This window comes from Algibacter amylolyticus (genome assembly GCF_014202225.1).
Taxonomy (GTDB): domain Bacteria; phylum Bacteroidota; class Bacteroidia; order Flavobacteriales; family Flavobacteriaceae; genus Algibacter_B; species Algibacter_B amylolyticus.
Window position 1 is genome coordinate 64,390 of sequence record NZ_JACHGE010000007.1, and the last position, 15,098, is coordinate 79,487.

Consider the following 15,098-nt stretch of genomic DNA (forward strand, 5'->3'; position numbering starts at 1 on the left):
GTGGCACAACAACATGAACAAACCGCTACCATTAAACCGGTTACAATGAAAACCGAGTATGAAGTTGGTAGTTCTATTGTTTTAAAATTCCCTGCAACAAAAGCCATTGCCCCACTACTCTACTGTTCCAATAGTTATGGTTCTACTTTAATTTCTGGAAACAGAGAAAACCAAGAATTACACTATAAAATACCAGATAATATTTCGGAAAAAATTGGTCTTATTAATTGGCAATTACTTGATGCTAAAACACCTGTATCTGGTAACATAAGCATTACTCCAAAGGCCGAAGTAGCTACCATGGAAACTTATATTGGCCCGCCAAGTATTGAAGCTGGAGGAACAGATTATACCATGCTAGTAGTTATACCTACCGATAGTTTAGATAATCCTGTACCAAATAACACCGCTGTACATGCTAATTTTCAGTTTTTAGATTCGGAAGAAAAAGAAGCCATACTTACTAATAATTTAATAGCATTTAAAAATATTAATTCTAAAAAGGAAAGTGGCCGCATGTTAGTGTCTTCAGAATGTTTAGGTATAAACTCCAAGGAATTTACCATAAATGTATTTGCCGCAATTCCAACAAATTTTAGAATTTCATCAACACGACCACATGATTATGCCGATGGCAACCAAATTACCACATTTTCAACCTCAATAATTAAAGACCGGCACAATAATGTAGTTAGCGATGGCACTTTTGTAACCTTTATTATAACTAATGCCGAAAACAATATTTTAAAAACAACAGGCACTACAATTGATGGTGTTGCTACGTCAAAAATAATTCATCCAGATTTTAAAGACCAGTGGCGTATTACCGCATTTGTAGATGGAATGGCAGAAAGTAACGGTATAACACTAAATTACAAACAAGTTATTGAAGATTTTGAAGTTTCCTTTTCTAACAATAATAGAACTATTCTTGTTGGACCTTTACAAAGTTTCATGGAGCAAATGATTCCTGATGGCTTACAAGTAAAACTCTTAGTTTTTAAAGGAGATAAGCTATTTAAAACGCTAACAAAAACATCTTTTAATGGCTATGCTAATTTTACTTTAAAACCCGCTATTTTCGAGAATGAAACTTATAATTTCGAATTGAAAACAGCCGGAAAAACCAAAGTATTTAAATCTAAAAAATTATGGTAGGCTTTAATAAAAATATCTTGCGTACCATATTACTGGCTTCCTATATTCTTCTCATAGGGCTTATTATTGCAGGCATTAGTGCACTCTTTAGCTATTTAAATACCGGAGCAGACAGAAGCACTATGCTGCATACCGAAATACAAAAAGTAGAACAATATTTACCTACATTAAATTGGGAACCCTTACAAAACGAAGGTAGACCCATAGATAGCGAAAACTTAAATGCATTACAAAACGATTACTTAGACGCTTGGTATGTAAAACAAATAGCCTACAAAACCAATAAAACTGCTGGCATTAAAGATTACTATACCGATAGTGCTAGACTAAACTTATATGATTTTATTGCATTAAATAAAGCTGAAAACATAACTATTGAAGCCACTACCTTACAGCACAACCCTACTTTAGAGTTTTTTAGTGAAGATGGCCAATTAGCCGTTATTACCGATAGAAATGTATTAGAGTATAAACGTGTTTTTAAAGACGAAACATTAGTATTAGAAACTAAAGAATTATCAACCTATAAAATTGTTTTTTTATTAGAAGATGGCTTTTGGAGAATAAGACATTTAGTTAAAGAACATACCGAAATTTATAAACCAGAAAACAAAATGGTAAATACCGATAGCTTGAATATTAAAGGTATTAACTATTATCCACAAGCAACACCTTGGAATATGTTTGGCGATAATTTTTCTAAAGATACTATTTCGAGAGATTTTAAAATTATAAAGGATGCGGGTTTAAATGCCGTTAGGTTATTTGTACAATATGAAGACTTCGGAAAAGCGAGCGTAGATTATAAAAAATTAGAAAAACTAAAACACACCTTGGATGCTGCAGAAGAACAGCAATTAAAAGTCGTTTTAACCTTGTTTGATTTTTATGGCGATTACTCCGTTTTAAATTGGACTTTAAATCAAAAACATGCCACAACCATAGTAAATAGTGTAAAAAACCATAATGCGTTATTGGCTTGGGATATTAAAAACGAACCTAATTTAGACTTTAAATCTAGAGGAAAAGATTTGGTTATAGCTTGGGTGGGTAATATGATAGATTTAGTAAAATCTATAGATGATAAGCATCCGGTTACCGTTGGTTGGTCTAACACAGAAAGTGCTTCAATATTAAAAGATAAAGTAGATTTTATCTCATTTCATTATTATGAAGATTTAAATGATTTTGACGAAGCCATTAGTAAAATAAAAACAGAAATACCTAATAAACCTTTGGTGCTTCAGGAGTTTGGGCTGTCTTCTTATCGTGGCATTTGGAATCCATTTGGTAATTCAGAAAACGATCAAATGGCATATTATAAACTGGCTCAAGAGAAATTTAAAACCCACAATTTACAATTTATGTCTTGGACATTATACGACTTTACAGAAATACCAAAGGAAGTCGTTGGACGACTTCCTTGGCGTAAACGAGCTCAAGAGCATTTTGGCTTTATCAACCAAAACGGAGAGACTAAGCCCGCGTTTACTTATATATCAACACTTTAACTTTACGCCATTACTGTTCCTGTTTTACTTTTTTTAGCAATTATACTATCAAAAGTATCTAAATACATAGTTGCTATTTCAGACATTGGATGTGCTGTTGCTGCCTGGTAATTTACTTTACCCAACTCTATTCTGTAAGCTTCGTTAGTTACAATTTTTTCTATAGCCTGCGCTAAACTTTCAACCGAGGTTGCTTCAAAAAATTCACCTCTATAACCTTCATCTTGCACTAATAAGGCTAAATCTCCAAGATCTGGCATTACTACGGCCTTACCATAACTTCCTGCTTGGTGTAATACTCCAGAGCTTCCGGTTGTTGATGTATATGGAAATACAACTACGGCACTTTCGTTAAATAATGTTGGCACCTCATATTCTTCAACATACCCTGTAAAACGCACTTGCGGTATATGTTTGTAATCGGCCTGTACTTTAGCTAAGTAACCAGGTACATTTGGGTTATCTGTACCCGCAATAACAACTTCTAAATCTAAGCCTGTAGATTGTCTTACTTTTGCCACCGCCTCAATCATACCTTCCACTTTTTTATAAGTTCCAAACTTTCCAAAAGTCATAATTTGCATAGGTGATGTTGGCACTTTATAATCTGGTTCTAATGGTATTTCAAAAGTACCATGAGGTATTAATTTTACGTTTTTAGCCTTATATTTTGCTTCTAAAATATCAACATACTTTTGCATAGTAACAGCAACCGTATCTGCTTGAAGTATTAGTCTAGTAAGCGTACTACCAATAAAACCATAAATTTTTTGCATTAATTTATTACTTGTAAACCCTGCACTTCCTAAATCAACTTCTTCTAGAATATTATGAAGTAAAACAATATTTGGTATTTTTTTAAGCTTACAAACTAAGGGTAACATTAAGCCTAATGCCGCAGCTGCTTTTTTATCGCCAAATTTCATGAATTGTAAATTAAACAATACAGCATCTGGTTTTGTTTGATTAATAGCCTTAGTAACCGAGAGAATGCTACTAAAACTATTAAAAGACCAACACTCCTTAATTGTAATTTTACAACCAGCCTCGGTAAAAGCAATATCCTTTTCTCCTTTGGTAGTATCTGTTAATAATACTAATTCTGTAATATCATCTTTTTGTCTAAAATGCTTAACTAAATGATAAGCGTATTCATTTAAAGTGACTTTACTAGGCGGATAAGCTGTTACGATGGCTAATTTCATGATTTTGGGTTTTTGTGTAATTTTAATTACAGTACAAATTTGAGGTTTTATTCGCCTGTAAACAGTATTATTAGATAGGCTAACATTTACTGTAGACGAATGGTCTTTTACCTTAGATAAGTGGATTTCGATTTTATTTGATCATATTTAAAAAAGACTAATTGAATAGCTAATAAGAATAACATGGCTATAATTTGCATGTGCACCACTTGCTCTAAACTATCGTGGTAAAACATAACCAATCCCATTTGCAACATGCCAAATACACCCGAAATAACTACAGGAATATATTTATCTAAAGACAGGTAGTAATAGGCGAAAATATTAGAAATGGCAAACATAGATGTTGCTATGGCATATTTCCATAAAAGCGGAGCCATGGCAATGTAACTATCTCCAAAAAGAAGCGTAATAATAGTTTCAGGAAAACTTAAGCACACCAATATTATTGTCATTGAAATAGCCGCTATATAGCCCACATATTTAAAAAGTATAGATGCCGTTTCTTTGCCATCTTTTTTCAGTTGAACTACAGTTGGTAACAGCAGCATGACAAACATCCAAGCTATAAAGTACACAATGCGTCCTATTAAAGCTAAAGAAGCATACAAACCAGCTTCGTAAGATTCAAAGTAATGCTTAACTAATAGGATATCACTATTATTTATAATTATTTGGGTAAGTTCATAAAAAGCTGTAATTATAAAAAAACTTTTAATATCCTTAGCGTGTGTTTTACTTAATTGTAAAGCTTTTTTTGGAATAAGCGTTGGAAATTTAAAAGGTATCAATCCAAAAACAAATGATGCCAAAATACCAACTGCAATAACTACCGAAGATCGGATATCGAATATTAAAATAAGCCCTAAAGTAATTACAAGTCGGCTTAACATTTCACCTTGATAAGTAATAGATAAAGATTTAAAGGCTTTTTTCCCTTGAAAAACACCTCTATTAACACTCATTAAAAAGTAAAGTGGCACACCACAACCAAATACCACAAACATATTAGAAGACGAGGTATTAAATAGACTTTGTAATTGGCTTGCAAAAACAACAATCAGCACACCCATAAGTAGGCCTACCAAAAGTGCATTTTTATATATTTTAGAAATGAAGCTTTTAAAAATCTCATTTTCAAAAAGCACCGAAAATTTAGCGGTAACCAATTGAAAGGTCATGGCTGCAAAACTTAACACCAATAAAAACGTAATAAGTACCGCGGCGTCAGCAAATTGAGCAGGTCCTAAAATACGACCTAAAATTAAATTATATAAATAATTACCTCCATTTACAGCGAGAACGCTTAGCATAAATAATTGCTCTGGAGAAACTTTTTTTGATTTTAAAATAGTAAGAATTTGCATGATTGGGGTATAAAAATTAAAAACTACTATTTAAGCTGTAACAGGAATTTCAAAGGTCTTATAAATAGTTTTACAACCGTAACCAATAATCGAAAACGATTTGTTCTTAGCATTAGCTATTTGAAAAAGCTCTTGAATAAAATTTAAACCATGATTATCGATAGCAGAAACCTTTTCAATATTAATAGTTACCGATTTCGTGTTGGTTATTAGAAACTCTAAACGGTCTTTAAACTTTTTTAAAGTTGTGGTATTAATAATACCTTCTAACAAAAACACGCCATTACTTTCTTTAATATTCAAGGACATAACTATATATTTTTAATTAATATGGTTTTAATTTCCGATACAAATATCTATCAAGAATCACTAGAGGGCGCCTAAATTTCGTTCAGTGGCATTTTGCTTTAGACGAATGAATCTGTTCTATTGATGAGATAATAATCCAATTATACTCGTAAAATTGTAATATCATTAATAGGTTAAATCGCCATTAAAAAATACACTTAAACCTATAAATAACGCATTAAATCGTACAAATATAGCTTTTTATCGATAAAAACAATAAAAACAAGCCTAATTTTCTTTCAAAATATATTATATTTACGCCGTGATAATGTTCACAATACGATAAATAACCCCAAATTATCTACTATTATGATTAAAATTCTAGCCATAGACGATCAACAATTAATATTGTTATCTCTAGAAAAACACTTATCCGATTTAGGTTTCGATATTAAATGTGCCAGTTCTGGCGAAGAAGGATTAAAGATTTTTGACGCCTTTAAACCAGACATCGTAATTGTAGATATTAATATGGATGGCATGACAGGGCTAGATGTTGTTAAAACCATTAGACTTGAGAAAAAATCGGACACTAAAATTTTAGTGCTTTCTGGAAATACCAACGAAGACACCATTATTGATGGTTTTGATTTAGGTATTGATGATTACATGAAAAAACCGGTTTCTCTAAACGAAGTAACGGTAAGAATAAATAGAATTTTTGGTATAAAAACCAATAAATCACAAAACGAAACTACTAAGGACCAAATGTTACAACAACGTTGCGTAGGTGTTGTAATTCCTTGTTATAATGAAGAAGAAAGACTCTCAAGTAAAGAGTTTCATAATTTTATAGATAGTAATTTAGGCTATCACCTATGCTTTGTAAACGATGGTAGTACAGATAAAACCTTAGAAGTTTTAAACACACTAAAAAAAGGTAGAGAAAATAATATTAGTGTATATGATTGTGCACAAAATGGCGGTAAAGGCGAGGCTGTAAGGCAAGGTGTTTTGCATTTAGCCAAAGACCCTCAGTTAGATTATATTGGATACTTAGATGCCGATTTATCAACAGATTTTAGAGATTTTGACGATTTAGTAAAAACTATTGAAACTTCAGATTTTAAAATTGTGAGCGGTTCTAGAATGACTAGAATGGGTGCCAATATCGCTAAAGAATCTGCACGTGCTATAATAAGTAAAACCATAAACCTAATTATCCGTACCATATTAGGTATGCCGTTTAACGATACGCAATGTGGTGCAAAAATTATGGACAAAGACATAGCTAATCTGGTATTTAAAGATAAATTTATAACGCGTTGGATTTTCGATGTTGAAATATTTATACGTATGAGAAAACATTACGGTAAGAAAAAAGCAATCTCTTACATTTGCGAACAACCGCTTAAGCGCTGGATTCATGCTGATGGCTCTAAACTATCCATGAAAGACTCGGTAAAAATTGTTGGTCAACTAGGTCAAATAGCATTGCATTACAGATAACATTAAATAAAATTAGGTTACAACATTCTATTTAAAACAACCAAAGGTCATTGTGTGTCGTTGAATAACCATTTACTGCAGGTTAATAATGCCATACTATTAATTAACTTGCATTTATATAAACAATACCTAATATGTCCTTGAAAAAGCTATTATTTTTATCCCTTATTTTGACCTCTTTCTCTGGGTTTTCGCAAAATATGCAAGAAGGTTTCACCTATTTAGAAACAGGAAAATATGCCGAAGCAGAAACCTATTTTAAAGGTGTTTTAAAAGAGTATCCAGATAATAAAACCGCAAGATTATGTTTAGGAAGAGCTATAGGCCTTAACGGAAATCCAGAACAGGCCAACAGCCTTTTTACCGAGTTATTAGCAGATTATCCCACAGATTTTGAGGTAAAACTTAACTACGGAGAATCCTTATTATGGACCAGTAATTTCCCTAAAGCAAAAACGTATTTTAAAAGTTTAATTGAAGAAGATCCTAAAAGCTTTCCTGCTCTATTAAGCTACGCCAATACCCTATCTAACTTAAAAGAATATGAAAATGCTATAATATATGTAAACAAAGCACTTGATGTTTTACCGGGCAATCCTAACGCCTTAACCTCAAAAAAATATATGTATTTAGGCTATGCCTATCAAAACCAGCAAGCCCAAAATTATGCTGAAGCCGAACGCCTTTTAAAAGAAAACTTAACGCTTTTTAATAATGATAAAGACACACTATTAAATTTAGCAAACCTCTATTTAATTGCAGGCGAATTTGACAAAGCTGAAACCACATATAATACCATTGGAGAAACACCAGAAAACAAAACCATAGCTTTAAATGGTTTAGCCTTAGTAAAACATTTAAAAAGTAAAGATAAAGAGGCACTACAACTTAGTGAACAAGCCTTTTTAGGTTTAGGCGCTCAAACCGATGCCGCATTGGTACAACCTACCACCGAACGTTATATACAAGCTCTAATTTGGAATAAGAAATATAAAACAGCCAACACGTTAATTAGTAATTTAATTGAAACCAAACCTAACGAAAACTGGCTATTAGCCTTACGCGCTACTTTAAATATTTATAAAAGTGATTTTAAAAAAAGTGTTGCAGATTATAACCGTATACTAGTAAACGACAGTAGCTCGTTTGATGGTAACCTAGGAAAAGCAAATGCCTTAAAAGCCATTGGAAATTATGATGATGCCTACCAATCGGCAGAAAATACATTAACGTTTTACGACAAACAAAAAGATGCCACCAATTTTATAAAAACATTAAATACTAGCTTTACTCCGTTTTGGGAAACTAAAGCCTCCTACTCTTTTGATAATGGCGATAATAAAGCCTTTGGCGTTACCACAAAAATAGAATTTCCAACATCGACCAAATTTAAATGGTTAGCAAATTACGGGTACAGAACAACAAGCAATAAGGTTACCGATTTTAATGCCACATCAAACGATTTTTCATTAGGATTAGCATATCAATTATTACCTAATTTAACCTTTAAAGGTACTGCAGGTGTAACATCGGCTAAAGCTAGTACTAACGATTACACCCAATTTGTAACCGATTTAGCTTTAAATATTAAGCCTTTTAAATTACAAGTTCTAGATGTAGGTTATAAAAGCGAAATACAAAGTTTTAATGCCGAATTATTAAACAGAGAAATTGTAATGCATAATATATATGCCAATTACAGCTTAAGCACCAACTTTAATTTAGGTTGGTTTACGCAATATTTTCACACCTGGCAAAACGATAATAATGCTAGAAACCTATTATTTACCTCGTTATATTACAATATTTTAGCAAAGCCTTCGCTTAAAACGGGTTTAAATTACCAATATATTACGTTTAAAAACCAAGTGCCTACTATTTATTTTAGCCCAGAGCAGTTTAATGCTGGCGAAGTATTTGTTAATATTATTAAGGACGAAGCCATAACCAAACCTAAAGCGTGGTTTTATGAGTTAACGGCTGCAACAGGTTTACAATACATTGAGGACGATGAAAGCCAAAGCACGTACCGCATACAAGGTAAATTAGGCTATAAATTTTCTGAAAGAGCGCTACTAAACCTTTACGGAACTCGAAGTAATATTGCATCTGCTACAGCTGCTGGTTTTACTTTTAATGAAATTGGCCTACGTTTTAAATGGTATTTATTTGATGCTCCAGTTTTCAGAAAGTAATTAAAAGCCACTTATAAAGGCATATTTAAAAACTTTAGCCTTTATAAAAACAATAAACCATTCGACTACTTAAAGTTTTCTTTAGTTACTGAATTACAAAAAAATAAGGAATTTTATAAAGTCCAGTATTAAAATATACAACAGCTTTGTCTCCAACCTTCTTACTATTATAAATGTTTTTTGAAACAGAAACTTCATCAATTTCATTTTGTGGTCCCCATTTTTCGAGTTCTAAGTAATACGATGTGGTTTTACCTTTACTAATTCGTTTACTCAATATTCCAACATCATAAACCATAGGATCTGCTTCTTCAAATGCTCCGTTTGTTGTGATTATAAGTCCATAGGCATAAGAACTTCCTAGCATAAAAACACCTAGCAGTGTTAAATATGTACTTCCTTTTTTAAAATTATAATGCACATACGCATCATTCATAAATATATATCCAATTACTAGAACTAGTGTTGAAACGGGAACCCAAAGTCCGGAATAATCTAATATTTGAAAATCAGTTAACGCTCGTATTAATAAGGTTAATGAGGGAATAATAAGCGTTGAATGTATATTAGGATAAGGCGAGTTAGGTTTTTCGTCCAAACGAATCAACCCTTTGGAGGTTTTAAAAATTATTAGTCCAATTATTGGCAACATACCACAAAGAATAATTTGAATTTGATAATACTTTGGGTAAAACCAAGTGGATAGAGCAACAATCCAAGAGATAACATTTATAATATTTGTCGTTTTTTTTGCTTTAAGTAAGTTATCCGTTCTTTCTTTCGGAGTCATACCATATGCTCTGTTCTCCAATATCTCTTGTTCATCGTTTTTAAATTCCTCTACATCTAGATCATCAAAAAACTGTTGAGACCAGGAAAGTAATTCGCCAAAACCGCCAACATACCTACTCACTTTAATCTTTTTCTCATTTTCATTCTTAGAAAAATAAAAAAGATAATTTTTATCTACCTTAAACCCTTTAATATTTTTAATAAGTAGCGATTTAGTTTTAAAAACTCCAATGCTAATAATCCGTTCTTTTTCGATAATTAACTTGTTCTTTCTAGTGTCTATTAATCCAAGAATCAAAAGAAACTCTAAACCCAACGCAAAAGGAGTTAAGATAATGGCTAATGTTACATTCACTTTTTCTTCCAGGTATGGCATAATTCCTAAATAGAGAAACAATATCATCAACAGAGGTAAACATATCCATATAAAAATTTCCCAACCTTTTGCAATCCTGTATTCTTTCCGCATATATAAATCATCGAAGCATGCCTTTTTTTTTAATTGCTCTATCCAAAAAGAAAACCAATCACTATAAAAACAGTACTATTTAAAGGCGAAATATACCAAAAAAAAAGGCAAAAAACTTTCGTCTTTTGCCTTACTACATAGAATAAAACTGCTATTAATTAATCCATGAGTAGTTTTGTTGTATTGTAATTACCTTGGGTACTTTTAATAGTGCAGAAATACAATCCTGAACTTAATTTTCCGCGTTGCAGAGTCACTTGGTTAGCTCCTTGTTTAGCATCTACTTCTAACGATTTTACTAAGCGTCCAACTTGGTTATAAACCTGTAGTTGTAAAGTTTCGGCGTATTCTGCAGTAAAGTGTATTGTTGTTTGATTTTGCATTGGGTTAGGTATAGCCGTTGTAGCTATGCCATTCGTTTTCTCTTGCGAAGCGACAGATAATGTGCTACTTGTTGCAAAACGTAATTGATTTAAACTCATTTTTTTGGTGACTTGCTCGCCGTTATCAGCTAACATGGTGAACACTATAGAGGTTATATCGTTTGCCTCAAAAGGCGCTCCGTTGCTAGATTCAAAATCTGAAAACATTAACGTATAATCTTCTAAATCGTTAGTTAAAGTAATACTTGTTTTATATTGCGTTTGCCAGTTGTTTACGCCCTCTTTTACCAATCTTATTATTAAGGTTCCAGTACCTTTAGCCTGTAACTTAAAACTGTTATACGCTGTTAAATCTATTGGGTTGAATTTTGGCGTTAATGCTCTGTATGCCGCTATATAATCGCTTGTTGTTGCTTCTAGGTTTATGCTACGTTCTATGGCATACTCATCGATACTAAACATATCCTCGGTTTCGTTAACCGCATAATTTGTAACCGTTGTTGAAGGCGCTGCATCATCGTATCCCCAAGGTCCATCGGACATGAATAAATCGTCTGGTGTTGCTACACCATCGCCAATTCTAAATCCAATATCGAAAAGATTTCCTGCATCAACTTCGATGTTTGAAATATAATCGCCTGTTAAATTAATTGTTGTCGATACATCTTCTACAGTTTCGGTTTCTGTAGCTCGCAATCCGCCATCAAAAGCAACAGTTTCACTCCTATTAGTATTTACAACTTGTAAATTAAGCTTACCGTTTTTATAAGTTCCGGTTCTAACAAAAACTGTTGGTGGTGTGGAGTTGTTGTAGCTTGTTACAGGTTGTTGCACATCTAATAAACGAACTACTTCTTCTCCTAGTTTTACTAAATCGTCTAAATTATTAGACCAGATTTGAAAATTATAAAACCCAACGTTACTTTCGTATTTATCAAGATTCCAGTGGCTTTCAATTGCAAAATTAGCGTTGTTGTTAATTGATTTTGCCGAAAGACTTAATACAAACTCTAAGCTACCATCAATATTTCTTATTAAAGATTTTATAAATTGTTGCTCGTTGATTTCTATAGTTGATACAGAGATTAATTGTGCGCCTAACAACCTATCGCAAATGTATTTTGTATGCTCGTAAACGCCTTTATCTGTTTTTAGTAATAAGATAGATGCAATAGCATCGTCATTTTTCATATAATCTACTGAATAAACTTCGGTAGCATTAGTAATTCCTATTAAATCTGATGGCGAAGATTCGATAACAGCATCCTCATTAATAACCTCTAAAGGCATAAAATCTGAAAGGTTAAAACCGTTACTTTTAGCTGCACTAGCTTTACCGTAATTTTTAGATTTTTTAAAACGTTTTGCCGTAACTATATCGAATTTATAACTTGTTTTTACTCTATTAAAATTACGTTTGCTTATTTGTTGAGACAATCTGTTATTACTTTCTAACCCACCTGCATTTGCACTAGATGCCGTTGAAGTTTCTAGTACTGGGCAACCTGAGTAACCAGAACATGAAGGATCTTCGCAATCAATTAACCCATCGCCATCATCATCAATACCATTATCGCAAATTTCTTGAGGAACTGGTGCTGTAGGACAACGTGCACCATCGTTTTGAGAGCTTGATGGTCCAAAGGCAAATAGGTTAGATTCTATAACATTTAAGCCATTTAAATCTTGTACACTTTGAATAACGTAAATAGTTCCTGTTTGATTAGCCGACACATAAAAACGTCCCGAAGCATCAAAATAAACCGCTCCATAGGTATAATTTAAACCCGAAAGGATTGGTACAATACCTAAACTTTCAACACTTCCCGTTTCAGCATCAATTCTGTATAAAATATTTGTGTTTTTTTCTAGGGCATATATTTTACCATCTACGGCATTAAAAGCCCAGTCATGAATACTAATATTTTTAGATAGGTTTTTTGTGGCTATGTATTTTGTGTAATTCTCAGATTCTGGGTTTACATCAATAGCGTAATACGTTGTTCCTCCTCCTTTTAAGTAATACACACCGTTACTACTAACATCGCCTACATAGCGGTTATTAGTTGGTAACTCATCAATATAAAAAGTTGTGGTTTTAAAATCTTTGCCTATACGTACAATAGATTTTTGAGGTGTACTTAATGATCCCCAAATGTAACCATCGGCAGGATTGTAAGCCGTTGCGTTTATATTACCTTCAGTAACATTACTTGCTACTTCGTACGAGTTCCCTGAAGCTAAATCGACAGCATAAACATCGTTATATTGAAATAAGTAAGCACTATAATCGCAATTAAATGGTGCGCTTTGAGCGGTAAGTACGCTCGTTATAAGTAGTGATAGAAGTAATATTTTTTTCATGATTTGGGTTATTTATAGTACAAACTTATTGTATTAAAGGGCTTATTATTAAAATATTCGCTAGATGAAAATTAAGTGTAGGTAAATGGTAGATTTGTGCCGTTAAGTAAATTAGCGTTTTACAAAAATGTTTGTAAAATAATGCCTTCCATTCTGGTCTTCCTTGGATGAAATTCCCAAATCTGTGAATTCTGGAGTTTCAATATTTTTTCTATGATTCTCACTTTTTAACCAAGCATTTACAATAGATTGTGCAGAAGAATAGCCAAAGCCAACATTTTCGGAAACACTTTTAGCATTCACATTTTTCTTTAGGTTTTCTAATCTTTCAAAAAAGTAATCATGACTTGCTTCACCTTTTTCAACCATATATAAATTATGCAAAAAAGCTTCCTTTGAGGCTTCAACAAGAATATTAAGTTTAGACAAACCTTTTAAAGCTCTGTAATCGTTAATAATTTCGGCAATCTCATAATCCATTTGAGAATATTCCATTTGAATATGGGTTGCATTATATTGTTCCGGAATTTCTACATCTTCCTTAACAGAGCATGATAAGACTGAAATATTTAATAATAGGATGACTAATACAAGGGATAATTTTTTCATGAGGACTTGTTTAAATTCATGACAAAATTAATTTGAAAGACCTTTGCATTTTTTAATTTTCGATTAGTCCATTTTTATGTGTAGACGAATGGTTGTTTTTATCGGTTAAACTACGCTTTAACGTGAAAAAGGCAAAAGATTCCTCTTTTGCCTTTTCATATAATTTTAATATAATTTTTCAATAATTTATTTACAACTCTAATTTACAGCAAATTAAGACGCTTCATTAACTCCGGGCGGTTGGATCGACTCACAGGAATAACGTCCTTTTTAATAAGTACGCTATTGTCCTCGATATCTATAATCTTCTGAACATTTATAATATAAGAACGGTGTACTTTTAAAAACAAATCGTTGGGTAATTTGTCTGCAATCTTTTTTAATGTGGAGTGTACGGTGTAATTTTTATCTTCAGTTTTAACTTGTATATAATCACCTTTAGCCTCCACCAAATAAATACTTGGTATATCTATTTTAATTAGGCGTCTATCTATATTAACATATAAGTCGTTTCCTGAGCTTGATTCTGTTTTTTCTGAAGTTACCTTCTTAGTTGGTTTACGTTTTAACCCTGATGCTTCAGCCTTTTGTATGGCTTTTTCAAAACGTGGCAATAACAAAGGTTTTACAAGATAATCTACAATACATTCATACTCGAAAGCTTCGATTGCAAATTTAGGGTCTGAGGTTGTTAATATTATTTTAGGCGGATTTTTTAGGGTTTGAATAAAATCAAAACCAGTAAAATCTGGCATATGAATGTCTAAAAATATAAGATCGACTTCATTTTGATTTAAATATTTTATGGCTTGCATTGCATTAGGAAACTCTTCAAGTAGATTTAAACTAGGAATATGAGTACATAGCTGAGTAATAATTGTTCTAGCCATGTCCTCATCATCAATAATAATACAATTCATAAAATAATATTAGATAGTAGTTAAGTAGTCTGTAATAGCCTGCAAAATGGCGTCGAATTCTATTTTTCCCGACGTATTTTGCTCTAAAAGATTATTTTCATAATCATCGGCTACAGCATAACTTTTTTCAAGTCCTAAAATACTAATTTTATGTTTAAGTTTGTGTACATTTTCGGCAGCTTCTTTATAATTGTTCGCCGATATATTTTTTATGTAGATAGCTTTCTCCTCTGGAAACTCTCGTTTCACAACACCTATGAGCTTATCTTTAAAGGCTTTATCATCACCAGACAGTTGATTTATATAAGATAAATTAGGTTGTTCCATA

General features: G+C 32.3%; 12 protein-coding genes. 4 read left to right on the forward strand and 8 right to left on the reverse strand.

Going from position 1 to position 15,098, the window contains the following annotated elements; translation table 11 throughout:
• The first annotated feature begins 45 nt into the window (after window positions 1-45).
• The gene (locus HNQ90_RS12965; RefSeq protein WP_241678396.1) at window positions 46-1,158 is read left to right on the forward strand and encodes a hypothetical protein; all 1,113 of its coding nucleotides are present in this window, start codon (window positions 46-48) and stop codon (window positions 1,156-1,158) included.
• A complete protein-coding gene (locus HNQ90_RS12970) occupies window positions 1,152-2,669 on the forward strand; it encodes a cellulase family glycosylhydrolase (RefSeq protein ID WP_144117501.1) in 1,518 nt (505 codons plus the stop codon). Before HNQ90_RS12965 ends, HNQ90_RS12970 begins: the two co-directional genes overlap by 7 nt.
• Window positions 2,670-2,671: 2 nt before the next feature.
• Here the strand turns inward: HNQ90_RS12970 and HNQ90_RS12975 are convergent, their stop codons facing one another.
• The 3 genes from HNQ90_RS12975 to HNQ90_RS12985 all read right to left on the reverse strand — a co-directional run bounded on the left by HNQ90_RS12975 (window position 2,672) and on the right by HNQ90_RS12985 (window position 5,550).
• On the reverse strand, window positions 2,672-3,874 hold the full coding sequence (locus HNQ90_RS12975) for a glycosyltransferase (RefSeq protein ID WP_144117503.1): 1,203 nt from the start codon (window positions 3,872-3,874) through the stop codon (window positions 2,672-2,674).
• Between the two features lie 107 nt (window positions 3,875-3,981).
• A complete protein-coding gene (locus HNQ90_RS12980) occupies window positions 3,982-5,241 on the reverse strand; it encodes an oligosaccharide flippase family protein (protein ID WP_144117505.1) in 1,260 nt (419 codons plus the stop codon).
• 30 nt (window positions 5,242-5,271) lie between these two features.
• On the reverse strand, window positions 5,272-5,550 hold the full coding sequence (locus HNQ90_RS12985) for an STAS domain-containing protein (RefSeq protein WP_144117507.1): 279 nt from the start codon (window positions 5,548-5,550) through the stop codon (window positions 5,272-5,274).
• A gap of 351 nt (window positions 5,551-5,901) precedes the next feature.
• On the opposite strand from HNQ90_RS12985, the gene HNQ90_RS12990 reads away from it, so the two are divergent.
• A complete protein-coding gene (locus HNQ90_RS12990; protein ID WP_144117763.1) occupies window positions 5,902-7,038 on the forward strand; it encodes a response regulator in 1,137 nt (378 codons plus the stop codon).
• A 134-nt stretch (window positions 7,039-7,172) separates the two neighbouring features.
• Window positions 7,173-9,233, forward strand: a complete 2,061-nt coding sequence (locus tag HNQ90_RS12995; protein WP_144117509.1) for a tetratricopeptide repeat protein — start codon at window positions 7,173-7,175, stop codon at window positions 9,231-9,233.
• 85 nt (window positions 9,234-9,318) lie between these two features.
• Here HNQ90_RS12995 and HNQ90_RS13000 read toward each other — a convergent pair whose 3' ends face one another.
• The 5 genes from HNQ90_RS13000 to HNQ90_RS13020 all read right to left on the reverse strand — a co-directional run bounded on the left by HNQ90_RS13000 (window position 9,319) and on the right by HNQ90_RS13020 (window position 15,097).
• Complete coding sequence (locus HNQ90_RS13000) at window positions 9,319-10,494, reverse strand: hypothetical protein (RefSeq protein WP_183822356.1); 1,176 nt, start codon at window positions 10,492-10,494, stop codon at window positions 9,319-9,321.
• Window positions 10,495-10,652: 158 nt separating this feature from the next.
• Complete coding sequence (locus HNQ90_RS13005) at window positions 10,653-13,241, reverse strand: DUF6923 family protein (RefSeq protein WP_144117513.1); 2,589 nt, start codon at window positions 13,239-13,241, stop codon at window positions 10,653-10,655.
• A 111-nt stretch (window positions 13,242-13,352) separates the two neighbouring features.
• Window positions 13,353-13,850 (reverse strand): CAP domain-containing protein, encoded by a 498-nt coding sequence (locus HNQ90_RS13010; RefSeq protein ID WP_144117515.1) that lies wholly within the window; start codon window positions 13,848-13,850, stop codon window positions 13,353-13,355.
• A gap of 203 nt (window positions 13,851-14,053) precedes the next feature.
• Window positions 14,054-14,770, reverse strand: a complete 717-nt coding sequence (locus tag HNQ90_RS13015; protein ID WP_144117517.1) for a LytR/AlgR family response regulator transcription factor — start codon at window positions 14,768-14,770, stop codon at window positions 14,054-14,056.
• Window positions 14,771-14,779: 9 nt separating this feature from the next.
• A complete protein-coding gene (locus HNQ90_RS13020) occupies window positions 14,780-15,097 on the reverse strand; it encodes an Hpt domain-containing protein (RefSeq protein ID WP_144117519.1) in 318 nt (105 codons plus the stop codon).
• Window position 15,098: the final 1 nt, after the last annotated feature.

What these genes read in the sequence shown, in the direction of transcription:
- HNQ90_RS12965 (WP_241678396.1), top strand. Translation starts at nt 46, where the DNA reads ATGAAAACCGAGTATGAAGTTGGTAGTTCTATTGTTTTAAAATTCCCT.
- HNQ90_RS12970 (WP_144117501.1), top strand. Translation starts at nt 1,152, where the DNA reads ATGGTAGGCTTTAATAAAAATATCTTGCGTACCATATTACTGGCTTCC.
- HNQ90_RS12975 (WP_144117503.1), bottom strand. Translation starts at nt 3,874, where the DNA reads ATGAAATTAGCCATCGTAACAGCTTATCCGCCTAGTAAAGTCACTTTA.
- HNQ90_RS12980 (WP_144117505.1), bottom strand. Translation starts at nt 5,241, where the DNA reads ATGCAAATTCTTACTATTTTAAAATCAAAAAAAGTTTCTCCAGAGCAA.
- HNQ90_RS12985 (WP_144117507.1), bottom strand. Translation starts at nt 5,550, where the DNA reads ATGTCCTTGAATATTAAAGAAAGTAATGGCGTGTTTTTGTTAGAAGGT.
- HNQ90_RS12995 (WP_144117509.1), top strand. Translation starts at nt 7,173, where the DNA reads ATGTCCTTGAAAAAGCTATTATTTTTATCCCTTATTTTGACCTCTTTC.
- HNQ90_RS13000 (WP_183822356.1), bottom strand. Translation starts at nt 10,494, where the DNA reads ATGCGGAAAGAATACAGGATTGCAAAAGGTTGGGAAATTTTTATATGG.
- HNQ90_RS13005 (WP_144117513.1), bottom strand. Translation starts at nt 13,241, where the DNA reads ATGAAAAAAATATTACTTCTATCACTACTTATAACGAGCGTACTTACC.
- HNQ90_RS13010 (WP_144117515.1), bottom strand. Translation starts at nt 13,850, where the DNA reads ATGAAAAAATTATCCCTTGTATTAGTCATCCTATTATTAAATATTTCA.
- HNQ90_RS13015 (WP_144117517.1), bottom strand. Translation starts at nt 14,770, where the DNA reads ATGAATTGTATTATTATTGATGATGAGGACATGGCTAGAACAATTATT.
- HNQ90_RS13020 (WP_144117519.1), bottom strand. Translation starts at nt 15,097, where the DNA reads ATGGAACAACCTAATTTATCTTATATAAATCAACTGTCTGGTGATGAT.